The organism is Sphingoaurantiacus capsulatus (assembly GCF_042648405.1).
In the GTDB taxonomy this organism is placed as follows: Bacteria; Pseudomonadota; Alphaproteobacteria; order Sphingomonadales; family Sphingomonadaceae; genus Sphingoaurantiacus; species Sphingoaurantiacus capsulatus.
This window is the reverse complement of record NZ_JBHRXV010000004.1, coordinates 417,471-439,895: the sequence shown is the minus strand read 5'-3', so window position 1 is coordinate 439,895 and position 22,425 is coordinate 417,471. Positions and strand designations below refer to the sequence as shown.

21 protein-coding genes are annotated in these 22,425 nt (G+C 68.7%); 14 read left to right on the top strand and 7 right to left on the bottom strand.

All coding sequences use genetic code 11. From position 1 onward, the window contains the following. Nucleotides 1–129: 129 nt before the first annotated feature. Both ACFOMD_RS07355 and ACFOMD_RS07350 read left to right on the top strand, forming a co-directional pair. Nucleotides 130–1,878, top strand: coding sequence for a DUF885 domain-containing protein (locus ACFOMD_RS07355; protein ID WP_380859132.1), 1,749 nt, complete (start codon nt 130–132; stop codon nt 1,876–1,878). Nucleotides 1,879–1,936: 58 nt separating this feature from the next. Continuing rightward, on the top strand, nt 1,937–2,179 hold the full coding sequence (locus tag ACFOMD_RS07350) for a hypothetical protein (protein WP_380859129.1): 243 nt from the start codon (nt 1,937–1,939) through the stop codon (nt 2,177–2,179). Here the strand turns inward: ACFOMD_RS07350 and ACFOMD_RS07345 are convergent. Together ACFOMD_RS07345 and ACFOMD_RS07340 are read right to left on the bottom strand one after the other, a co-directional pair. Continuing rightward, entirely contained in the window at nt 2,156–2,536 is a 381-nt protein-coding gene (locus ACFOMD_RS07345) for a DUF4345 domain-containing protein (protein WP_380859126.1), read from the bottom strand. The genes ACFOMD_RS07350 and ACFOMD_RS07345 overlap by 24 nt on opposite strands. After that, entirely contained in the window at nt 2,533–3,660 is a 1,128-nt protein-coding gene (locus tag ACFOMD_RS07340) for a glycosyltransferase family 4 protein (protein WP_380859123.1), read from the bottom strand. The genes ACFOMD_RS07345 and ACFOMD_RS07340 overlap by 4 nt, the downstream gene beginning before the upstream one ends. A gap of 79 nt (nt 3,661–3,739) precedes the next feature. Here ACFOMD_RS07340 and ACFOMD_RS07335 point away from each other — a divergent pair, with 79 nt between their 5' ends. Continuing rightward, entirely contained in the window at nt 3,740–5,485 is a 1,746-nt protein-coding gene (locus tag ACFOMD_RS07335) for a hypothetical protein (RefSeq protein WP_380859120.1), read from the top strand. Here ACFOMD_RS07335 and ACFOMD_RS07330 read toward each other — a convergent pair. Next, entirely contained in the window at nt 5,474–6,340 is an 867-nt protein-coding gene (locus ACFOMD_RS07330) for an alpha/beta fold hydrolase (RefSeq protein ID WP_380859117.1), read from the bottom strand. The genes ACFOMD_RS07335 and ACFOMD_RS07330 overlap by 12 nt on opposite strands. Nucleotides 6,341–6,487: 147 nt before the next feature. On the opposite strand from ACFOMD_RS07330, the gene ACFOMD_RS07325 reads away from it, so the two are divergent. The 7 genes from ACFOMD_RS07325 to ACFOMD_RS07295 all read left to right on the top strand — a co-directional run bounded on the left by ACFOMD_RS07325 (nt 6,488) and on the right by ACFOMD_RS07295 (nt 15,467). Further along, nucleotides 6,488–7,129 carry a TetR/AcrR family transcriptional regulator gene (locus tag ACFOMD_RS07325; protein ID WP_380859114.1) on the top strand — a complete coding sequence of 214 codons (642 nt, stop codon included), beginning with the start codon at nt 6,488–6,490 and terminating at the stop codon, nt 7,127–7,129. A gap of 33 nt (nt 7,130–7,162) precedes the next feature. Next, a complete protein-coding gene (locus ACFOMD_RS07320) occupies nt 7,163–8,566 on the top strand; it encodes a protein adenylyltransferase SelO (protein WP_380859112.1) in 1,404 nt (467 codons plus the stop codon). A gap of 32 nt (nt 8,567–8,598) precedes the next feature. Continuing rightward, on the top strand, nt 8,599–10,239 hold the full coding sequence (locus ACFOMD_RS07315) for a thiamine pyrophosphate-dependent enzyme (RefSeq protein WP_380859109.1): 1,641 nt from the start codon (nt 8,599–8,601) through the stop codon (nt 10,237–10,239). A 23-nt stretch (nt 10,240–10,262) separates the two neighbouring features. Next, nucleotides 10,263–11,477 (top strand): hydrolase, encoded by a 1,215-nt coding sequence (locus ACFOMD_RS07310; protein WP_380859106.1) that lies wholly within the window; start codon nt 10,263–10,265, stop codon nt 11,475–11,477. A 163-nt stretch (nt 11,478–11,640) separates the two neighbouring features. Then, the gene (locus ACFOMD_RS07305; RefSeq protein ID WP_380859103.1) at nt 11,641–12,660 is read left to right on the top strand and encodes an arginine N-succinyltransferase; all 1,020 of its coding nucleotides are present in this window, start codon (nt 11,641–11,643) and stop codon (nt 12,658–12,660) included. Beyond that, complete coding sequence (gene astD, locus ACFOMD_RS07300) at nt 12,647–14,080, top strand: succinylglutamate-semialdehyde dehydrogenase (RefSeq protein ID WP_380859100.1); 1,434 nt, start codon at nt 12,647–12,649, stop codon at nt 14,078–14,080. Before ACFOMD_RS07305 ends, astD begins: the two co-directional genes overlap by 14 nt. 100 nt (nt 14,081–14,180) lie before the next feature. Next, nucleotides 14,181–15,467, top strand: a complete 1,287-nt coding sequence (locus tag ACFOMD_RS07295) for an N-succinylarginine dihydrolase (protein WP_380859097.1) — start codon at nt 14,181–14,183, stop codon at nt 15,465–15,467. Here the strand turns inward: ACFOMD_RS07295 and ACFOMD_RS07290 are convergent. Genes ACFOMD_RS07290 through ACFOMD_RS07275 form a run of 4 tightly spaced genes read right to left on the bottom strand, consistent with a single transcriptional unit; the run spans nt 15,464 to nt 18,277 of the window. Next, on the bottom strand, nt 15,464–15,769 hold the full coding sequence (locus ACFOMD_RS07290) for an I78 family peptidase inhibitor (RefSeq protein ID WP_380859094.1): 306 nt from the start codon (nt 15,767–15,769) through the stop codon (nt 15,464–15,466). The two genes, ACFOMD_RS07295 and ACFOMD_RS07290, sit on opposite strands and share 4 nt — an antisense overlap. A gap of 58 nt (nt 15,770–15,827) precedes the next feature. Next, complete coding sequence (locus ACFOMD_RS07285; protein ID WP_380859091.1) at nt 15,828–16,355, bottom strand: Smr/MutS family protein; 528 nt, start codon at nt 16,353–16,355, stop codon at nt 15,828–15,830. Further along, on the bottom strand, nt 16,330–17,574 hold the full coding sequence (mltA, locus tag ACFOMD_RS07280) for a murein transglycosylase A (RefSeq protein ID WP_380859088.1): 1,245 nt from the start codon (nt 17,572–17,574) through the stop codon (nt 16,330–16,332). Before mltA ends, ACFOMD_RS07285 begins: the two co-directional genes overlap by 26 nt. 31 nt (nt 17,575–17,605) lie before the next feature. Beyond that, nucleotides 17,606–18,277: a Tim44/TimA family putative adaptor protein gene (locus ACFOMD_RS07275; RefSeq protein ID WP_380859085.1), complete on the bottom strand. Its 672-nt coding sequence runs from the start codon at nt 18,275–18,277 to the stop codon at nt 17,606–17,608. A 165-nt stretch (nt 18,278–18,442) separates the two neighbouring features. Here ACFOMD_RS07275 and secB point away from each other — a divergent pair, with 165 nt between their 5' ends. The 4 genes from secB to ACFOMD_RS07255 all read left to right on the top strand — a co-directional run bounded on the left by secB (nt 18,443) and on the right by ACFOMD_RS07255 (nt 22,383). Further along, complete coding sequence (gene secB / locus ACFOMD_RS07270) at nt 18,443–18,958, top strand: protein-export chaperone SecB (RefSeq protein WP_380859082.1); 516 nt, start codon at nt 18,443–18,445, stop codon at nt 18,956–18,958. A 55-nt stretch (nt 18,959–19,013) separates the two neighbouring features. After that, nucleotides 19,014–20,630 carry a murein biosynthesis integral membrane protein MurJ gene (gene murJ, locus ACFOMD_RS07265; RefSeq protein WP_380859079.1) on the top strand — a complete coding sequence of 539 codons (1,617 nt, stop codon included), beginning with the start codon at nt 19,014–19,016 and terminating at the stop codon, nt 20,628–20,630. Continuing rightward, nucleotides 20,627–21,628 carry a tryptophan--tRNA ligase gene (gene trpS, locus ACFOMD_RS07260; protein WP_380859076.1) on the top strand — a complete coding sequence of 334 codons (1,002 nt, stop codon included), beginning with the start codon at nt 20,627–20,629 and terminating at the stop codon, nt 21,626–21,628. The genes murJ and trpS overlap by 4 nt, the downstream gene beginning before the upstream one ends. Before the next feature lie 83 nt (nt 21,629–21,711). After that, nucleotides 21,712–22,383 carry a DUF4136 domain-containing protein gene (locus tag ACFOMD_RS07255; RefSeq protein ID WP_380859073.1) on the top strand — a complete coding sequence of 224 codons (672 nt, stop codon included), beginning with the start codon at nt 21,712–21,714 and terminating at the stop codon, nt 22,381–22,383. Nucleotides 22,384–22,425: the final 42 nt, after the last annotated feature.

Here is a 22,425-nt window from a genome sequence, read left to right as displayed (position 1 = left end):
TGGCGCCGCGCCCCAACTGCCCGGCCCGTCCATGATGGCGACGCTTGCGTAACGATCAACCGTGCGCGAAGTCTCCCACGATAAGGCGCCCGATGCGAGCGGCGCCGCGATCCGAAGGGGAAAATGCCCATGCGCCTGTTGCTGTCGGCCGCCGTTGCCGCGCTGCTGTCGTCCACCACCTCCGTTGCCGCGCCCGCCGACCAACTGAAGACGCTGCTCGACGACCATTGGGCGTGGAGCATGAAGAACTCGCCGGTCTATGCGACGATGCTGGGCATCCGCACCTATGACCGCGAACTCGGCGACCCGTCGCTTGCCGCCGAGGATCGCCGTGCGGCCGAGGCGCAGGCGCTGATCGACCGGCTCGACGAGATCGACACCAAAGCGCTGACGCCGATCGACCGCACCAACGCGGCGATCCTGCGCCGCCAGCTTGCCGAGCAGGTCGAGGGCAACAAGTTCGGCCAGCGCGCCGTCACCTTTACCACTTACTCGAGCTGGTTTCAGAATTTCGCCGGGCTGGGCGAGGATCTGCCGTTCCAGACCAAGGCGGACTACGAAAGCTACCTCGCGCGTCTCGCCGCCTATCCGGCCTATAACGACGCACAGATCGAGGTGACGCGGCGCGGCCTGAAGGATGGCTATGCGCAGCCGTGCGAGCCACTCAAAGGTTTCGAGAAGACCATCGGCGGGGTGGTGGTCGACGACGTGACCGCCTCGCGCCTGTATCTGCCGTTCAAGCGCAAGCCATCGACGATCTCGGCGGCGGATTGGGCCGCGCTCGACAAGCGCGCCCGCGACCTGATCGCAAAGAGCGTGAACCCGGCCTTCGCCCAGACGCTCGACTTCTACACCAAGGAATATGCACCGAAGTGCCGGAACGTCGCGGGTATCGGCTCGACGCCGGGCGGCGCCGACTATTATGCCTTCCGCGTTCGCGCCGAGACGACCACCGATCTGGCGCCCGACGCGATCCACAAGCTCGGCCTGTCGGAGGTCGCGCGCATCACCGCCGAGATGGAGGCGGTGGCGAAGAAGGCGGGCTATGCCGACCGCAAGAGCTATGTCGAGCACCTGCGCACCGACCCGCGCTATTATCCGAAGACGCCGGCGGAGCTGATGCGCGAGGCGGCCTATCTGGCGAAGCTGATCGACGGCTGGATGCCCAAGCTGTTCGTCAACCTGCCGCGCCTGCCCTACACGGTGCGCGAGATTCCGGCGGAGATCGCGGAAGGGACGACCACCGCCTATTATGGCAGCGGCAAGCTCGCGAGCGCGACGCCCGGCGTCTATTGGGTCAACACCTCGAAGCTCGACCAGCGGCCCTTCTACGAGCTGCCCTCGCTGACCATCCACGAAGCGGTGCCGGGGCATCATCACCAGATCAGCCTCGCGCAGGAACTCGACCTGCCGATGTTCCGCCGCTTCGGCTTCTCGAGCACGGCTTTCGTCGAGGGATGGGCGCTCTACACCGAGGGCCTCGGCTACGACATGGGCCTCTACGATACGCCGGCCAAGGAAATGGGCCGGCTGTCCTACGAGATGTGGCGCGCCTGCCGTCTCGTCGTCGACACCGGCATCCATTCAAAGGGCTGGACCCGCGAACAGGCGATCCAGTTCATGCTCGACAACACGGCCTTGAGCCGCGGCAACATCGAGGCGGAGGTCAACCGCTATATCACCTGGCCGGGGCAGGCGCTCGCCTACAAGCTGGGTGAGCTGACCATCCGGCGGCTGCGCACCAAGGCGGAAACCGCGCTCGGCGAGAAGTTCGACCTGCGCCGCTTCCACGATGCCGTTCTGGAGCAGGGTTCGGTGCCGCTCGATGTTCTCGAAAGCCACATCGACGAATGGATCGTCGCGCAGAAGAAGGCGTGACGGGAACCGACGGACGTTCCGCGCGCTCAACGGTAAATACTTTGATGGAGTTAGGTAAATGATCGGACGTATTCTCAGCGCTCTCGCCGGCCGCTCGATCGCGCGCAACGTCGGCACCGTCGCCGGCGGCACGCGCGGCGCGCTGATCGGCGCCGCGATCCCGACGGTGCTGCGCCGCATGGGCCCGGTGGGCCTGATCGCGGCAGCGGCGGGCGGCTATGCCGTCAAGCGCCACCTCGACAAGAAAGCGGCGCAGGATGCCGCCGCGGCGCGGCCGTCACGCCGCCGCACGGCGCGCTAGTCGCGCCTGCCAGACGACCAGCAACGGCGTCACGACGATTTCCAGGCCGAGGCCCAGCAGATGGCCTCGGCCTGGTTCGCTTCCGGCGAGCACGCCGCCGAGGCGGGCCAGCCCGCCGATCACCACCAGCGCCGCCACCCAGCGGAAGCGCACCGTCATCAGCTCGATGCGCGGAATGCAGCTCAGCAGCGCCAGCCCCAAGCCGAAGAAGATGCCCGACAGATAGCGAAAATGGCTGTCGAGGTCGGCATTGCCGCCACCCAGCCACGCAGCGCCGCGCAACATCCCCATCGTTCCGAAGCCGAGCGGCGACAGGCTGAGCAGCAGCAAGGTTGCCTGCAGCAACCGCTTGCTCATCGCCGCATCGCCGCTTCGTAGATGGCGCGATAGCGGGCGGCGGTGCCGGCAAAATCATAGTCGGCGGCGACCTTGGCGCGGTTGGCCGCGCCGACCGAAGCGCGCAGGTTGGCGTCGCCGATCAGTCGCGCCAGCGCCATGCCCAGCGCCGGCTCGTCACCCGGCGGCGCGAGGAAGGGCCGGTTGGGCGCGGCAACGATCTCGGCCACATCGCCGACCGCAGTTGAGGCGGCGGGCAGGTTTGCGGCCATCGCCTCGACGAGGCTGATCGGGAACTGCTCGCTGTCCGACGATAGCGCGAAGATATCGAACAGCCCGACATAGCGGTGCGGATGCGCGAGGAAGCCGGGCATCACCAGCCGGTCGGTGATGCCTTCCGCTTCAGCCGTCGCGCGGATCGCCGCCTCGTCGGGGCCGCGCCCGATGATCACCAGCCGCGACGGCTGCTGCGGTGTCGCCCGCGTGGCGGCGGCGAAGGCGCGGACCAGCCGCGGCAGGTTCTTGACCGGGCGCAGGCCGGCGAGTGTGCCGACGATCACCTCGCCGGGGCGGCGGATGAGGCCGGGGATGGCGTCGGCGGCGGGCGGGGTGTCGAACAGCGACAGGTCGACGCCGTTCGGCACATAGGCGATGCGCTCGGGCGGCTGCCGCCAGATGTCGCGGGCAATGCGTTCGAGGTTGCGCGACGGCACGACGAGCCTCGCGACGCCGGGCAGGAACAGCCGGCGGAACATCACCCGCTTGGGCTTCTGGCGGACGGTCTCGTCCTCGTTGAAGCCGTCCTCATGATGGACCATCGGCCGGTGAGCGAAGACGCGGTTGGCGCCGACCGCGTCCATCGACCCCCAATTATAGGTGAGGATCAGGTCATAGCCGGCCAGCGCCGCCGCAATCCGGCGCCAGCGGCCGGGACCGGGCTTGCCTTCGAGCGAGGGGAAATCGCCACGGATGCGCCAGTCGACCGCGTGGTCGATCAGCGCTGCCGCCGCCGTCTCGCCCGGTGCCGCCGACACGATGTCGTGCGAATAGGCGTCGCTCCAGGCGTTCATCAGCGCGACGGCGCGCGCTTCCTTGCCGCCGAGGTTGAAGGTCGAATGGAGGTGCAGCAGGCGCGGGCGCTTCATCTGTGGTTGCTATAGCAACGCCGGACGTTGCCGCGAAGGCGCTGGCGGTGGCGATATTGCTTCGCTAGGACCGTCGCCGATGGCGGGTTTCTTCCTGTGCCGTAACGACGAGCGTGCGCCCGAGCGGCTGGCCGGCGCGCGGGAGCAGTTCGTTCGCCACGGATTCCCGGAACCCACCGCGTTCGCAACGCCCACGCATATCGGCTTCCACGCCGCCTATATCCATGGCGGCCCGGCGACTTTCCTGGCGCGCGGGGCGGATTTCGCCGCGGCTGCCGGCACCTTCGTATTCGACGGCAAGATGGGCGAGCCGGCGCTGGCGGCGCTGCTCGATGCCTTCACGCTGCCGTTCACCGACTGGTCGCGCGTCGGCGGCCATTTCGCGCTGCTTGTCCACAAGGGCGGCCGCACTGCGCTGCTCACCGATTTCTTCGGCGCCTTCCAGCTCTTCCACGACCGGCGGTTCGAGGTGGTGTCGACCTCCTTCCTCGCCACGGCGGGAAGCCTGTCGCACCTCAGCTGGACGCGACAGGGCGTCTATGAATTCGCCTTCAACGTCTTTCCCGTCGGCGACGACACCGTGTTCGACGAGGTGCGCCGCCTCGGTCCCGACGTGCAGGTGGAGCTCGGCGCCGAGGTCACCCGGCACGCTGTCGACAAGCCGCTGCCGACGCAGCCGAGCGATGCGCCGCTCGCCGAGCGCGTGGTCGAGGTCGCAGACCGGCTGCGCCGTGTCGCTGACCCCTTCGTCGCCGAATGGGGCAACCGCATGCAGTGCCCGCTATCGGGCGGGCTCGACTCGCGGCTGGCGCTGGCGTTGCTGCGCGACCGTGGGGTGACGCCGCACGTATACGTCTATGGCCGGCCGGGCATGGAGGATGTCGAGATCGCGCGTGCGATCGGCGCCGCCGAAGGCTTCGAGGTCGAGCTGTTCCAGAAGGCGGCGTGGCGGCAGATCGACCCGGAGGGCTATGCCGAGCAGGTCGAGCGCAATTTCCACGAGACCGACGCGCTGGTCACCGACGGCGGCCTGTTCGACAATGGCGGCAATGCCTATGCCCGCCATGCGCGGCAGGTCGACGGGCAGCTCGCGGTGTCGGGCGGCTGCGGCGAGGTGTTCCGCAACTTCTTCTACCTGCCCAACCGCCGCCTGCGCGCCCGGCAGGTCGCCGCCGCCTTTTTCTCGCGCTTCACCACCACCGACACCAGCGACGCCTTCGATTCGGCGCGCTTCCTCGATGCGATCGAGGCGAAGTCGCTGCAGGCGCTCGGCCTTCCCGCCGACAGCCACGGCGCGCTGCCGCGCACCCTGATCGAACAGCTGTATCCACGGCTGCGCTGCCGCGCCTTCTTCGGGCGCGAAATCAGCCTCGTTGCCCGGCAGGGTGGTTATTTCATGCCCTTCTTCGACCGCTCGGTGATCGAGGAGGCGCTGCGGCTGCCGATGGCGCTGAAGGATCTCGGCCTGTTCGAGGCGGCGCTGCTCACCCATCTCGATCCGACGCTGGCGAGCCATGAGTCCGCCTACGGCCACAGCTTCGACCAGCCGCCGACGCGGGCGCACCGGATGGAGGAATGGAGCACCCGAATGCGGCCGACCTGGGCGCGACGCCATTCCTATGCGCTGCGCCGCCGCCTTGGGCCGCTGGTCGACGAACATGGCGGGCTGCTGACGCCGATCTTCCTGGGGCGCGTGCTCGACCTGCACTTCCCGCACATGCGGCGTTTCTTCGAGGTCGGGAATGTCGAGGACAGCGGGCTCTACCGCCGCATCGCGACGCTCGAATATCTAGGCCAGCATTTCGAAGGCAGGTTAGGCGGCTAGACCGTGCAGGAAGCTTTCGATCGCCGCGACGGCTTCCGGCTCGTCGAGCGACGGCGCATGGCCGACGCGCGGGATGACCACCGGCGTCAGCGTCGGCACCCGCCTTGCCATCTCCGCCTGCGTCGCCGCGACAAACACGTCGGACAGTTCGCCGCGCAGCGACAGCGTCGGCACGCCGGCAAGGCCGTCGAGCGCCGGCCACAGATCAACGCCGGTCTCGCCGCCGGGCAGGCGGAAGGGCTCGGCGATGCGCGCGTCATAGTCCCAGACGATGCGGCCGGCGTTGGTGATGCGGCATAGCTGCTTCGCCATGCGCAGCCAGTCGGCGATCGCATAGCCGGGGTAAACGGCGGCGTTGGTCGTGGCGATGTCGCGCGCCGCATGCATCCAGGTCGGCCAATTGCCGCCCTTGCCGACATAGGCTTTGATCCGCGCCAGCCCGTCGGGCGCGATCTCCGGCCCGACGTCGTTGAGCACAGCGCCGGCGAGAAGCCCCGGGTGCGTCGCGCCGATCAGCATGGTGATGAGCCCGCCGAGCGAGGTGCCGATCGCCACCAGCCGAGTGAGTTTCAACTCCTCGACCAGCACCTCGACGTCGTGGAGGTAGGTGAGCGGGACGTAGGTCAGCGCATCCTTGGCATAGGCCGACTCGCCGCGCCCGCGCAGCGACAGGCAAATCACCCGCCAGTCGCCGGCCAGCCGCGCCGCCAGGCCTTCGAAGTCGCGCGCGTTGCGGGTCAAGCCGGGCAGGCACAGGATCGGCGGCCGGTCGTCGCGCCCGCCATAGTCGCGGTAATGCAGCCGCAGGCCGTCGCGGGACCAGAAATAGCCATCGGTGAAGGGTGCGGTGTTCATGTTGCGGCGCACAAGCTATCGCATCGCAGCGTCATGTCCACTGCGACGCGTGACGGGCAAAGCTTTTGACTCTGACTCAGAAAAACGAGATACCCTTGTCGTTTCAGGACCTGTCGCGGCGTTTTCGCGGCCCGAGGGGAAGATCGAATGGCCACCAAAGCCGCCGAAACGCGGTCGCGACGCTATGATCCCGCCGAAACGCGCCAGCGCGTGCTCGAGGCGGCGAACATGCTGTTTTCGACCAAGGGCTTCGTCAGCACCGGCACCGCCGACATCGCCCGCGAAGCTGACGTCTCGGAAGGCTCGATCTTCTATCACTTCGGGTCGAAGAAGAACCTGCTCATGGAGCTCGGCCGCCAGTACGGCCAGAACATGATCATGGCGATGGAGCAGGGCGACAGCCTCGACGTGCTGACCATCGAGACGACGATCCGTCGCTGCTTCGACTATTGCAACGAGCACAAGCAGTGGGAAGCGATCAGCCGCGGCGGCGAGGACCGCATCGGCAAGGCTGCACCGGGAAGCCATTTCCACGATCCAGAAGCCGAGCCCTTCTACCGCGCGTCGCGCGATGTCGTCGTCGCCTGGAGCGAGGCGCATATGCGCGCGCAGCTGGCCCGCGCCGGCCGGGAAGACGTCAACATTCCGGTCGCCGCCTCGCTGGTCTATGCGGCGGTCAGCGACGCGCTCGACCGCGCCTTCGGGCCGGGTGCCGATCCGGCGGAGCGCGGCGCCGTCGCCGACGAGACCATCCGCTTCGTCAGCGCCGCCTGCGGCTACCGTAACTAGGAAGCGCCGGTCGCCGAGGCTATTGAGGCCGGCGTGAACGATCCAGCCTACCGCCCATCGCGCGCCGTCCATGAACTGGGCAGCGACTTCTACGATCCCGTCGCGGCGGCGTCGTTTCCGCAGCATATCCTGCGCTTCCGCAACGACCGGCACGCGGCGACCGTCGGCCTCGCGGCGCTGTCGGATGACGACTGGCTGGCGCATTTTGGTCGGTTCGAACCGCTGCCGCGCAGCCTCGAGACGCCGTTGGCGCTGCGCTATCACGGCCACCAGTTCCGCACCTACAATCCCGATCTCGGCGACGGCCGCGGCTTCCTGTTCGCGCAGCTGCACGACGATCGCGGCCGGTTGCTCGACCTCGGCACCAAGGGCTCGGGGCAGACCCCGTGGAGCCGCTTCGGCGACGGGCGGCTGACCCTGAAGGGCGGGATGCGCGAGGTGCTGGCGACCGAGATGCTGGAAGCGCTCGGCGTCGATACCTCGAAGAGCTTCTCGCTCATTGAGACCGGCGAGGCGCTGACCCGCGGCGACGAGCCGTCGCCGACGCGATCGGCGGTGCTGGTGCGGCTTTCGCACAGCCATATCCGCTACGGCAGCTTCCAGCGGCTCGCCTATCTGAAGGACAATGAGGGCATCGAGCGGCTCACCGACTATGTGCTGCGCCACTATGTGCCGGGCGGCGCGGAAGCCCCCGACCGTTATGCCGCGCTGATGGAGCATGCGGTGACGGGGGCGGCGCGGCTCGCCGCCGGCTTCATGGCGGCGGGCTTCGTCCACGGCGTGCTCAACACCGACAATATCAACATCACCGGCGAAAGCTTCGACTACGGCCCCTATCGCTTCGCGCCGCGCTACGACCCCAGCTTCACCGCCGCCTATTTCGACCACTCCGGCCTCTACGCCTTCGGGCGGCAGGCGGAGGCGCTGCACTGGAACGTCCACCAACTGGCGCTGGCGCTACGCACCGTGGCGGAGACCGACTGCTTGGTGCCGGCGTTCCGCGACTATCCTGCCCGGTTTGAGGCGGAGTTGCGCGCCGCGGTACTGAAGCGGCTCGGCGTGGTGTCGAAGGACGAGGCGAGCGATCTCGCAGTGATGCAGGCGATGGAATCGGCGCTGGAGGCCAGCGGGCTGCCGCTCGACCGTTTCTATTTCGACTGGCGCGGCGGCCGGCGGCGCGGCGAGAGCCCCGCCGAGGCCACTTACGCGCTGCCCGCCTTCGCGATCTTCGTCGATCGCATCGCCAGCTACGAACCCGCGGCCGACCTGTCGCACCCGTATTGGGCGGACGCCGATCCTTGCGCGCTGCTCATCGATGAAATCGAATCGATCTGGGCCGCCATCGCCGAACGCGATGATTGGGCGCTGTTTCACGCGAAAATCGCCGCAATTCGGCGCATGGGCGCGGCGATGACGGCCAAAACCGGCCTGAGTTGACCCGAAACCGCGCCGCTGCCACGAAGCGACGCATGAACTCCGTCTCCAAAACCATCGTCGACACGCTCGTCGCGCAAGGGATCACCCATGCCTTCGCGGTGCCGGGCGAAAGCTATCTCGGCGTCCTCGACGCGCTTTTCGACGTGCAGGACAAGCTGCAGCTCGTCACCTGCCGGCACGAGGCGGGCGGCGCCAATATGGCGGAAGCGTACGGCAAGCTGACCGGCAAGGCTGGCGTCGCGCTGGTGACGCGCGGCCCCGGCGCCACCCATGCCGCGATCGGCGTGCATACCGCGCGGCAGGATTCGACGCCGATGCTGCTGTTCGTCGGGCAGGTCGGCACCGACATGCTGCAGCGGGAGGCGTTTCAGGAAATCGACTACCGGCTGATGTTCGGCTCGGTCGCGAAGCGCGTTGTCGTCATCGACCGCGCTGACCGCGCCGCCGAGCTGGTGGCCAGCGCCTATGCCACCGCCGTCTCGGGTCGCCCCGGCCCGGTGGTGATCGTGCTGCCCGAAGACCTGCTCGCCGACGAAGCGCCGCCCGCGCTCACCGCGCCGATCGTTCCCGCCGAGCCGTCACCCGACGCGTCGAGCATCGCCAAGCTGGCGAATCTGCTCGCGGATGCCGAGCGCCCGATCCTGTGGATCGGCGGCCCCGGCTGGTCGGAGGAATCAGTCGCCAACATCGCGCATTTCGCCGAGGACGCGCGCATCCCCGTCGTCACCAGCTGGCGTCGCAAGGACCGCTTCGACAACGCGCATCCCAAATATGCCGGCGAGCTCGGCCTCGGCTCCAACCCCAAGCTCGTCGAGCGCGTGAAGTCGGCCGACCTGATCATCGCGCTCGGCACGCGGTTGGGCGAAGTGGCGAGCCAGGGCTACACGCTGCCGGCGACGCCGACCCCGGCGCAGAAGCTCGTCCATATCCATGTCGACGGCGATACGCTCGGCACCGTCGCGCAGCCGGTGCTCGCCATCCAGTCGTCGGTGAGGCTGGCGGCGGCGGCCTTCGCCGAACTCGGCTTCATGATCGACGGCGAGCGCTGGGCCGACTGGGCCGAGGAAGCGCGTGCCGACTATGAGGCGTGGGTCACCCCGACCACCGTCCAGGCCGGCGTCAACATGGCCGAGGTGATCGCGCATGTCGGCTCGGTCGTCGGGCAGGACGCGATCTTCACCAACGGCGCCGGCAATTTCGCGAGCTGGCTGCACCGTTTCCACCAGCACCGCCGTTTCGGCACCCAGCTCGCGCCGACCTCGGGCGCGATGGGCTATGGCGTGCCCGCCGGCATCGCCGCCAAGATCATGTACCCGGCGCGCGAGGTCATCACGGTGGCCGGCGACGGCGACTTCCTGATGTCGGCGCAGGAGCTGGCGACGGCGGCGCGCTACGGCGCCAACGTCATCATCCTCGTCGTCGACAATGCGCAGTACGGTACCATCCGCATGCATCAGGCGCGCGACTTCCCCGGCCGCCAGTCGGGCACCGCGCTGACCAACCCCGACTTCGCGGCGTTCGGCCGGAGCTTCGGCGCGTTCGGCGCCACCGTCGAGCGCACCGAGGATTTCGCCGAGGCCTTCGCGGCGGCGCGTGCGGCGGGCACCCCAGCGGTCATCCATCTCAAGACCGACCCCGACGAGATCGCGCCCGGACGACGGCTGACGCGCTAGGGATCGGCTGCTAGAAGAGCTCCATGCCGGGATTGTCACCGTCGGAAGCTGCCGTGCTCGAAACGCTCGATGCGCGCCACGACGCCATGCTGGCGCGCGTCGAGGCGTGGGCGGCGATCAACTCGGGCAGCCGCAACATGGACGGCCTCGCGCGCATGGCCGACGAGCTGTCGGCCGCTTTCGCGCCCCTCGGCGAGGTGGCGTTGCGCGAGCCGACGCTGGTTGAAGCGGTCGACGCCGCGGGCAAGCCGCAGCCGCTCGCGCATGGCCGCAACCTTCACGTCCAGCGCCACGGCAACGCCATGACGCGCGTGCTGCTTACCGGCCACATGGATACGGTGTTCGCCGTCGATCACCCGTTCCAGGCCGGCCGCTGGATCGACGAGCGCACGCTCAACGCGCCGGGCGCCGCCGACATGAAGGGCGGCATCGTGGTGATGCTGACCGCGCTTGAAGCCTTCGAGGCGTCGCCCTTCGCGAAGCACCTCGGCTGGGAAGTGGTGATCAACAGCGACGAGGAGGTGTCGTCGCTGGGCAGCGGCGCGCTGCTCTCGGAAGCTGCGCAGCGCTGCGAGGTCGGGCTGACCTATGAGCCGGCGTTGCCTGACGGCACGCTGGCCGGCGCGCGCAAGGGCAGCGGTAATTTCTCGGCGGTGATCCACGGCCGCGCAGCCCATGCCGGGCGCGAGCCCGAGAAGGGGCGCAACGCCATCGTCGCCGCGTCCGATCTCGCGATGCGGCTGGCGGTGCTTGCCCGCGACGGCCTGTCGGTGAACCCCGCGAAGATCGAGGGCGGCGGGCCCAACAACATCGTTCCCGACCTCGCGGTGCTGCGCTTCAACGTCCGCCCCGCGACGCTCGCCGACCAGCGCGCGTTCGACGAGGCGCTCGCCGCGGCGCTGCACGGCGTGAAGTCGCTTCACGAGGTGTCGATCGAGCTGCACGGCAGCTTCGCGCGGCTACCGAAGCCGATGGACCCCAACCAGCTTCGCTTGTTCGAGCTGGTGAAGGAAGCCGGCGCGGATCTCGGCCTGCCGATCGGCTGGCGCGACACCGGCGGCGTCTGCGATGGCAACAATCTCGCAGCGCACGGCCTGCCCGTCGTCGACACGCTCGGCGTGCGCGGCGGCGCCATCCATTCGGCCGACGAATTCATGCTCGCCGACAGCCTCGTCGAGCGCGCCAAGCTCTCGGCGCTGGTGCTGATGCGCCTCGCGCAGGGCCGCCTGCCGTCATGATGATCGCCTCGCCCACGCTGTCATCCGCCCCGGGACGGGGAGGGGGACCCTGCGCAGCAGGGTGGAGGGGTATTTGCGCCAGTCACCCCTCCACCGCCTGCGGCGGTCCCCCTCCCCGTTCCGGGGCGGATTGCGTTACACTTGTCTGCGACGGGCGTGGGCGATGAGCTGGTTTGTCCGCCCGGCGCGCGAGGACGATCTCGATGCGCTGCTCGATCTCGCGAAGATGACCGGCGGCGGATTCACCAACCTGCCGCCCAACCGCGACGCGCTGGCGAAGCGGCTGGCCTGGTCGAGCGACTCCTACGCCAAAGCAGTCGAGACGCCGGACAACGAGCTCTACATGCTGTTCCTCGAAGAGGCGGAGACCGGGCGGATCGGCGGCACCGCCTGCCTGTTCAGCCGCGTCGGCGTCGAATGGCCCTTCTACAGCTACAAGCTCGGGATGGTGACGCAGAGTTCGCGCGAGCTGAAGCGCACCTTCGCGATGCAGACGCTCTATCTGGTCAACGACTATGACGGCGCGTCGGAGGTCGGCGGGCTGTTCCTCCACCCCGAGCTGCGGGTCGCCGGCCTCGGGCGGCTGCTGGCGCGCTCGCGCTATCTGTTCATGGCTCAGCATCGCGAGCGCTTCGGCGAGCGCGTCCTGGCCGAGCTGCGCGGCTTCATCACGGCGGAGGGCGGCTCGCCCTTCTGGGACGGGCTCGGCGCCAAGTTCTTCGGCATGCCCTTCCAGGAGGCCGATCATTTCAACAGCCTCCACGGCAACCAGTTCATCGCCGACCTGATGCCCAAGCACCCGATCTATGTGTCGATGCTGCCCGACAGCGCGCGCGAGGTGATCGGCCATCCGCACCCAAGCGGCATCCCGGCCAAGAAGCTGCTGGAGGCGGAAGGCTTCGCGTTCGACGGCTATGTCGACATCTTCGACGGCGGCCCGACGATGTGCAGCCGCGTCGAGAATGTCCGCACGGTGCGCGACAGCCGATCGGCGGCGGTCGGCGAGTTGACCGAGAGCGCCGGCGGCCTGCTGCCGGCCTTGCTGGCGACGGGCCGGCTCGGCGACTTCCGCGCGTGGATGGGGCATAGCGACTGGTGCGCCGACGGCCTCGTCCTTCCCGCCGACGATGCCCGGCTTCACGGCCTTCAGATCGGAGACTTGGTGCGTCATGCCCCAGCCTGAACTTCTCTCCTTCGACCCCTGCACCGGCGACGAGATCTGGCGCGGCCCGGTGGCCGATGCCGCCGCGGTCGATGCCGCCGTCGCTGCGGCGCGGGCGGCCTTTCCGGCCTGGGCGGCGACGCCGCTCGACGCGCGCATCGCGGTGCTGCGCCGCTTTCAGGAGGTGGTGCGCGGCGCCGCCGACGATTTCGCGGCGCTGATCGCGCGCGAGACCGGCAAGCCGCTGTGGGAAACCAAGACCGAGGTGGCGAGCGTCGTCGCCAAGGTCGACATCTCGATCACCGCGCATGCCGAGCGCACAGGGGAGCGGAGCGGAGAGGTCGCCGGCATCCGGCAGGTGCTGCGCCACAAGCCGCACGGCGTCCTCTCGGTCCTCGGGCCGTATAATTTCCCCGCACACCTGCCCAACGGCCACATCGTACCTGCGCTGCTCGCCGGCAACGCCATCGTGCTGAAGCCCTCCGAACTCACCCCGGCGGTCGCCGCCTTCATGGCCGATTGCTGGCGCGCGGCGGGCTTGCCGGAGGGGCTGCTCAATGTCGTTCAGGGCGCCGGCGATACTGGTCGCGCGCTGGCCGGCCATGACGGCATCGACGGGTTGCTGTTCACCGGCAGCGCCACCACCGGCGCCGCGCTCCACCGCCAGTTCGCCGACACGCCGCACAAGATCCTCGCGCTGGAGATGGGCGGCAACAATCCGCTGATCGTCTGGGACGTGGCGGAGGCCGATCTCGCGGCGACGGCGGCACTGATCGTCCAGTCGGGCTATCTGTCGGCGGGTCAGCGCTGCACCTGCGCGCGGCGGCTGATCCTGCAGGACAGCAAGGCGGTCGAGATGATCGCGCATGTCGTCGAGCTGATCGACCGACTGATCGTCGGCGCCCCGTTCGACGATCCGCAGCCGTTCATGGGCCCGGTGATCGACAATGCCGCGGCCGACCGCCTCATCGCCGGCGTCGACAAGCTGGTCGCAAGCGGCGGTCACGCCATCCGGCCGCTGAAGCGGCTGGTCGAGGGCAAGCCGTTCCTCACCCCCGCGCTGATCGACGCCACCACCTCGCTGGAGCGGCCCGACAGCGAGCTGTTCGGCCCGGTGCTGCAGGTGATCCGCGTCCCCGATTTCGAGGCGGCGCTGGCCGAAGCCAATGACACGCGTTTCGGCCTGTCCGCCGGGCTGATCGGCGGCGATCAGGCGCTCTACGACCGTTTGTGGGCGGCGAGCCGCGCCGGCGTCGTCAACTGGAACCGCCCGACCAACGGCGCTGCCTCCAATGCGCCGTTCGGCGGCATCGGTCTCTCCGGCAACCACCGCCCCAGCGCCTATTACGCCGCCGACTATTGCGCCTGGCCGGTGGCGAGCCTTGAAGCCGACGCGCCGGCGGGAAGCATCGCGACGGGGCTACGATCGGACCCGGCATGATCCTCCCAATCCGTCATACCGGCGAAAGCCGGTATCCAGTCGAACCGCCGGTCTGGATCCCGGCTTTCGCCGGGATGACGAACAAAGGAGGATCGGCCGCATGACCTTCGTCGAGATCAACTTTGACGGGCTGATCGGCCCCACGCATAATTATGGCGGCCTGAGCCTCGGCAATGTCGCCAGCCACAAGAACGCCGGCGGCGTTTCCCGCCCGCGCGCGGCGGCATTGCAGGGACTCGGCAAGATGCGCGCGCTGATGGACCTCGGGCTCCGCCAGGGCTTCCTGCCGCCGCATGACCGGCCCAGCGCTGGCTGGTTGCGCAAGCTGGGATTCGCGGGTGGCGACGAGGCGGTGCTGGCGGCGGTGTGGGCGGCCGATCCGGTGCTGCTGCGCAATGCGTCGTCCGCCTCGGCGATGTGGACGGCGAACGCGGCGACCGTCTCGCCCGCGCCCGATACCCGCGATGGCCGCTGCCACCTGACCGTCGCCAACCTGTCGTCGATGCTTCACCGGACCTTGGAGGCGGAATCGACCGAGCGCAGCCTGCGGCTGATCTTCGGCGACGACCGCCATTTCGCTATCCACGCCGCCGTTCCGCCGCGTCTCGGCGACGAGGGCGCCGCCAACTACATGCGCATGGCCGCGCATCACGGCGCGCCGGGCATCGAGATTTTCGTCTACGGCGAGGACCAGCGCGGCGGCTTTCCGGCCCGGCAGAATATCCGTGCAAGTCAGGCGGTGGCGCGGCTGAACGGCCTCGATCCCGACCGCAGCTTCTTCGCCCGCCAGAGCGATGCCGCCATCCAGGCCGGCGCCTTCCACAACGACGTTGTCGCCGTCGCCAACGAGAATGTGCTGTTCGCGCATGAGCAGGCGTTTGAGGACAAGGCAGCGCTGTTCGAGTTCATTGCCCGGCACCTGCCGCAGGCGACGATCATCGAGGTGCCGGCGAGCGTCGTCAGCCTGCAGGACGCCATCGCCTCCTACCTGTTCAACTCGCAGCTGGTGACCCTGCCGCAGGGCGGCATGGCGCTGGTGCTGCCCGAGGAAGCGCGCGAGACGGCGAGCGTCCACGGCTGGCTGCAGGAACTGGTCGCCGGCAACGGCCCGATCCGCGCGCTGCATTTCCTCGACGTGCGGGAGTCGATGCGCAACGGCGGCGGCCCGGCCTGCCTGCGGCTGCGCGTGGCGGTCGATGAAGCCGCGCGCGCCGCGATCGACCAGCGCTTCCTGCTCGACGAGGGCAAATGGGAGGCGCTGCACCGGATCGTCGAGACGCACTGGCCCGAAGCCATTGGCGCCGACGACCTCGGCAATCCGTCGCTATGGGCCGAAGCGCGCGCCGCGCGGGCGGCGCTGCTCCGGCACCTGAACGTCGATCTTTAGCCGCAGCGCGCGGAACTGACCTTGCCGGCGGCGTCGGTGTCGAGGTTGAGGCGACCGCCGTTGAACTCCATCGTGACGACCTGACCCGGTATCAGTTTGCGCACCATCTTGGCGCCAGCCGCCTCGCGTGCCTGTTCGGCGAGGCTGTCGCTGTAGCTCTGGCCGACGGCGAACTGCGCCTTTGCGGCGTCGCAGGTCCAGCCCGCCGGTTGGCCGGCAGGCGCCTGCCCGGAGCTGCCCTCGGTCGGGGTGCAGGCGGCGGCGAGCAGTGCAGCGGCGGTGAGGCAGGTGGCGCGGATCATCGGAAATCTCCCTCGGGAATATGACGACCTAACGCGGCAACCGCCCGCGCGGTCCCTTTCAGCGGGCGCGGCGCAGGATGATGTAGAAGGCGCCGCTGCCACCATGGCGCGGATGCGCCGGGCGAAGGGCGGCGACATAGGGGCGGAGCGCCGGCGTCTCCAGCCAGTGCGGCAGGTTCGCACGGATCACCCCGCGCGGCCGGTCGCCGCCCTCGTCGCCCTTCGCACCCTTGCCGGTGACCACCAGCAGCGCGCGATGGCCGGACAGCGCCGCATCCTCGATGGCGCGGCTCAGCACCGCATAAGCCTGGTCGCGGCTGTAGCCGTGGAGGTCGATGCTGCGGTCGGGGGCGAGCTTGCCGCCGCGCAGCCGCCGGTCCCAGCCGCCGTCGAGCGTCGAGGCGTCGACCGGCTTCGCCAGCGCCTGCCGCGACACACGCGGCGGTTCGGGTGGCGTCTCACGGATTTCGGCAACGCGCGGCGCCGGCTGCGCTTTCACACGCGGCCGGCCGGTGAGGGGGCGGATGGTCGCGGCGACGCGCGACCAGGCCGCCTCCTCGTCAGCGCCGAGGCGTCGCGGCGGCACCGGCGAGCAGCCGGTCGGCGACGGCCTTCGGAAGGAGCAGCACGGTGCGTCCCTGCGAGGACAGGCCACCCGCCACCTTGCGGGCGCGGTCGCCCGGCCCCCAGAACAGGTCGAGCCGGTTGGCGCCCTTGATCGCGCCGCCGGTGTCCTGCGCGATCATCAGCCGGCGGAACGGCGTCATCGTATAGCCCGTCGGCGCCTTCGGCTCGGGGATCGAGCTGTCGAGCCAGAGCGGTGCGCCCAGCGGCACGAACTTCGGGTCGGCGGCGACCGAATATTCCGGCGTCAGCGCCATGTTGAGCGCGCCCAGCGGGCCGTCGCCGGTCAGGATCTTGAAGAAGATGTAGCTCTTGTTCTCGCGCATCAGCGTGCGCCCGCCCTCGGGATTGGCCTTCATCCAGTTGATGATGCCGTCCATCGACGCCTGGCCCGGCCCGAGTGCGTTCATCTGGCGCAGCCGCTGGCCGATGCCGACATATTCGCGGCCGTTCTGCCCGTCATAGCCGATGCGCATCACCGAGCCGTCGGGAAGCTTCAGCCGGCCCGAACCCTGGATGTGCAGGAAGAACAGTTCATAGGTGTCGGCCGCATAGCCGATCTCCAGCCCCTTGCCGGATAGCGCCCCGTCCTCGATCGCCGCGCGGTCGTAATAGGGCACCATCGCGTCGCCCTCGACCCGCCCGCGAATGCGGCGGCCCTTCAGGCTGTCGGTGAACAGGCCGAGGTCGACCTCGATCAGGTCCGACGGCCGCTTGTAGACCGGCACGGCATAGCCCGGTCCCGGTGTGCGCGACCCGAGAATCTCAGGCTCGAAATAGCCGGTGTTGAGCCCGGTGCCGCCGCCGATGCTGACCGGGGTGAACTGGGTTTCGAAGAAGGCGCGGGCGTCGGTTGCCGTGGCCGCGGTCGCGCAGACGGCGTCCCAGTCGCCCGACTTGGTCAGCCCGGTGGCGTCGGTGCGACGCATCAGCGCCCGGCAGCTCTTCTTGAAGGCTTCCAGCGCCGGCTTCGGGTCGCTCTGCGCCCAGCCGAGTTGTCCGGCGAGCGCCGGCGCGGCGCTGACGCCCGCCTGCAGCGCGGTTTCAATCGGAGCCGGCGGCGCCGGCGTCGGGGCAGGCGTGACGGCCGGTGGCGGGACCGGCACCGCGGGCGTGTCGACGCGCGGCGCCGAGCAGGCCGCGAGCACGGCCAACGACGCCAAAGTCAGGAAACGATACATCAACCCTCCGCCCAGCAAGCTGGGCCGAGCGTTAGGCCTCGTCGTCGGTCTCGATCAAGAGCCAATTGGGATCGGCCGACCCCATGTGACGGCTGAACGTCCACAGATCGTGGGTCTGGACCGCGTCGGAGGTCGATCCGGCGACGACATTGCCGTCCTTGTCACGGGTGACGGCGACGAGGTCGGCGTCGAAGCGGACGGTCACTTCCGCCATCATGCCCGACACGTTTGCGCCGACGATGCGGCTGCCCTCGATGCGCACGATGCGGTTGTCGAGCGTCACGCCCTGCTCCTCGCGCGCGGCGATGGCGGCGCGGAAGTCGGCGGCGACATCGTCGGAAACGAGGCCGTCGAGCGCCGGGGCATCGCCCTTCCAGAATGCCTCGAGGATCATGCGATAGGCGGCCTTGGCGCCTTCGGTGAAGCGCGCCGGGTCGAAGCTCGTGTCGGCATCGGCAATCGCCTGCAGCGGCTCGCGCAGCGACGGGTCGATGTCGGCGGGCAGGTTGACCAGCGCGGGCTGGCGCACGTCGCCGTTGCCGGCGCCGGGCGCCGCAACCTCGGCGGGGCCGCCCGGATAGCCGGTCGGCGCCGGGTTCTCATGGCCGGTGCGACGACCGAGCACGCTCACCAGCCGCAGGGCAATGAAGCCCGCGAGCATGGCGAGGAAGACGATCTCGATCCACCAGTTGCTGTCCGACATGATCCGCTTCGCTTCCTTCAGTCCGCCGCGACTCTTAACAACTGCCGCGCGCTTTCGCCACAGATAGGCACAAGCGGCTAACGCGCCAAGGCGCAAGCTTGCTTCAAAACGCCTCGCCTGCTAGCGGACGCCCCGCATTTCCAGACATCGAATGGACCGATCATCATGGCCGACGAGACCGACGCGGGCGCGCCCGAGACCCCCGAGATTCCGGTTGCCAACGGTGCCGACACCGCGCCGCAGGTCGGCATCATCGCGCAATATGTGAAGGATCTGTCGTTCGAGAACCCGAACGCGCCGCGCTCCTTCCAGAGCCAGGCGCAGCCGCAGATTGAGGTCAACGTCAACGTTCAGGCGCGCCGCCAGAGCGAGGATGTGTTCGAGGTCGACCTGAAGATCGAGACGGTCGCGAAGGGCGACGGCCAGACCGCGTTCGTCGTCGACCTGCTGTACAGCGGCCTGTTCGGCCTGCGGAACATCCCCGACGAGGCATTGGAGCCGTTCCTCGTCGTCGAGGCGCCGCGTATCCTCTTCCCGTTCGCCCGCCGCATCATCGCCGATGCGTCGCGCGACGGTGGCTTCCCGCCGCTGATGCTGGAGCCGATCGACTTCGCGACGCTCTACATGGCGCAGCGCCAGGGCGGCGGCGAAGCGTTCGGCCAGGTCGAAGGTCAGGCGTAGCCAGCGCATCCCGCTTCGGGGATAGTGCCGCCGGCGGACAGCGAGCGGGGCGAGCGTGGCTGACAAATCGAAGGAAAAGGGCGGAGCCGCCGGCAGCCTGATCAAGGCGACCGGCACGATCGGCGGGCTGACCATGGTCAGCCGCGTCCTCGGTTTCGCGCGCGAGATGATCTTCTCGCGCATCCTCGGTGCCGGCATGGCCGCCGACGCCTTCGCGCTGGCCTTCCTGATCCCCAATCTGTTCCGCCGCCTGTTCGGCGAGGGCGCTTTCAGCCAGGGCTTCGTGCCGCTGTTCAGCCAGCGGCTGCGCGGCGACGGCGGCATGGAGGAAGCGAAGCGCTTCGCCGACGAGGTGCTGGCGGTGTTCCTGCCGGTACTCATCGTCATCAGCGCGATTTTCATGATCTTCATGCCGACCTTCGTCTGGCTGATCGCCGAAGGCTGGCGCGACGATCCGACGAAGTTCGCACTCGCGGTTGAGCTGTCGCGGATCACCTTCCCCTATCTGATCCTCATCAGCCTGGTGTCGTTGCTGTCGGGCGTGCTCAACTCGCTGACGCGCTTTGCCGCCGCCGCCTTCGCGCCGGCGCTGCTCAACGTCGCGCTCATCGTCGCGCTGCTCGTCGCGAGCCGCGGCCAGCCGACCGCGGACCAGGCCGCCGCGATCGACGTGGCGCAGGCGATGGCGATCGGTGTGATCGCCGGCGGCGTGCTGCAGCTGCTGCTGTGCTGGATCAGCGTGCGGCGCGCCGGCTTCAAGATGCGGCTGTTGCCGCCGAAGATGACGCCGCGCGTCAAGGAATTGCTGGTGCTGATCCTGCCGGCGACGCTCGGCGGCGGCATCTACTATATCAGCCAGCTCTTCTACGCTTATTTCGCGACCAGCCTGCCCGAGGGCTCGCTCGTCTATCTCGGCTTTGCCGACCGTCTCAACCAGTTGCCGCTGGCGATCATCGGATCGGCGCTTGGCACCGCGATCCTGCCGACGATCAGCCGGGCCGTCGGTGATGGCGACGGCGCGCACGCCGCAAAGGTGCAGGGACAGGCGGTCGAGCTGGCGATGCTGCTGACGCTGCCCGCCGCCGTCGCGCTGGCGGTCACCGCCGGGCCGATCGTCGCGGCGCTGTTCCAGGGTGGTCGCTTTACCGCCGAGGATGCGGCGACCACCGGCCTCGTTTTGTCGATCATCGTCGCGGGCCTGCCCGCCTATGTGCTGATCAAGGTGCTCGCTCCCGGCTTCTACGCCCGCAAGGACATGAAGACGCCGGTGGTGATCGCGGTCGCGATGCTGGCGGTCGGTATCGCGCTGAACTTCGCGCTCATCCCCGTCATCGGTATCGCTGCGCTGGCCTTCACGACGGCCTTGTCGGCGTGGCTGAACGCGCTGGCGCTCTATGCCATCCTCCATCGGCGCGGCCATTTCCGCATCGAAGGCTGGCTGTGGAGCCGCATATTCCGCCAGCTCCTCGCGGCGGCGGCGATGGCGGCCGCGCTCTACTTCGTCCGCGAATCGCTCGACCATTATTTCGCCGGATCGACCGGGCGGCGCCTGCTCGGTGTCGGCGCGCTGGTCGGCTCGGGCGGGGGCGTCTATTTCGCCGTCGCCTGGGTGATCGGTGCGATGAATCGCGACGACATCCTCATTCTCCTCCGGCGCAAGAAGGTCACATGAAACGCGTCGTCTCCGGCATCCAGCCCACCGGCAATCTGCACCTCGGCAATTATCTCGGCGCGATCCGCAACTGGGTGCGCATGCAGGACGAGGAGCCGGGCTGCCTGTTCTTCCTCGCCGATCTGCACGCAATCACCGTGTGGAACGACCCAAAAGACCTGCGCGCCAATATCCGCGCGATGGCGGCGGCGCTGATGGCGGCGGGCATCGACCCGACGCGCGCGACGCTGTTCCCGCAGAGCCTGGTCCCCGAGCATGCCGAGCTGGCGTGGATTCTCAACTGCATCGCGCGCATCGGCTGGCTCAATCGCATGACGCAGTTCAAGGAGAAGTCGGGCAAGGACCGCGAGGGCGCCTCGATCGGCCTGTTCGCCTATCCAGTGCTGCAGGCCGCCGATGTTCTCGTCTACAAGGCGACGCACGTGCCCGTCGGCGAGGACCAGAAGCAGCATCTCGAACTCGCCCGCGACATCGCGCAGAAGTTCAACACCGATTACGAGACCGAGCTGTTCACCCTGCCCGAACCCTATATCCAGGGCCGCGCGGCGCGGGTGATGAGCCTCCGCGACGGCAGCGCCAAGATGTCGAAGTCCGATCCGTCGGACATGAGCCGGATCAACCTCACCGACGATGCCGACACCATCGCCACCAAGATCAAGAAGGCCAAGACCGACCCCGAGGTGCTGCCTGCCGATCCGGCGCTGCTCGACGGGCGGCCGGAGGCGCGCAACCTCGTCGCCATCTACGGCGCGCTTGCCGATCAGTCGGAGGCGGAGGTGCTGGCACAGTTCGAGGGCAAGGGCTTCGGCGCGTTCAAGCCGGCGCTCGCCGAGCTGACGGTGGCGAAGATCGCGCCGATCACCGCGCGCTACAACGAACTGCGGCAGGACATCGCCTATATCGACGACGTGCTGGGCAAGGGCGCGGCCCGCGCCCGCGAGCTGGCGCGACCGACGGTCGCGGAAGTCTACGAAACGGTTGGCTTTCTGGCGCGTTAAGGGTCTGCTGTTCACGGCCTGTTCAGTCGTGATACGCTAACGCCCGATCGAACAAAAACCATAACCACAAGGAAGTGTGCGTCATGCGCGCCGCCCGCCTGCTGCCGATCCTGCTCCTCGCGGTTCTGACCGCCTGCACCGCGACCTTGCCGGCCAACGTCGCGCGCTTTCAGGCGATGCCGGCACCGTCGGGGCAGAGCTTCGTCATCCAGGCCGCCGATCCGGCGGACAACGGCAGCCTTGAGTTCCGCACCTATGCGAACCTCGTTCGTGATCGCCTCGTGGCGCAGGGCTATCAGCCGGCGGCGAGCGCCGAGGCGGCGACCTTGCAGGTGACGCTGGACTATGGCGTGTCGAACGGCCGCGAGCGCATCGCCAGCCGGCCCGGCTTCGGCCCGAGCTTCGGCGGCTATTACGGCCGCGGCTTCTACAGCCCCTACCGCTATCCCTATTACAGCGGCCGCGGCTATTATCGCCCGTATCACTATGGCGCCTTCTACGATCCCTTCTGGGGCAGCGCCTGGGATCAGCCCGAGGTTTATTCCTACACCGTGTTCAACAGCTACGTGGACATGAAGATCGCGCGCACCGCCAACAAGGAAAGCGTGTTCGAAGGCCGCGCCGAGGCGAACACCCGCAGCGACGACCTCACCCGGCTGGTGCCGAACCTCGTCACGGCGATGTTCACCAACTTCCCCGGTCGCTCGGGCGAGCGCGTCCGGGTGAACGTGCCGCTCGACAAAACGGGCTCGTAACGAAGCCCGCTTTTGCCGGACGCCGCGCTGCGGTAGTCTGGC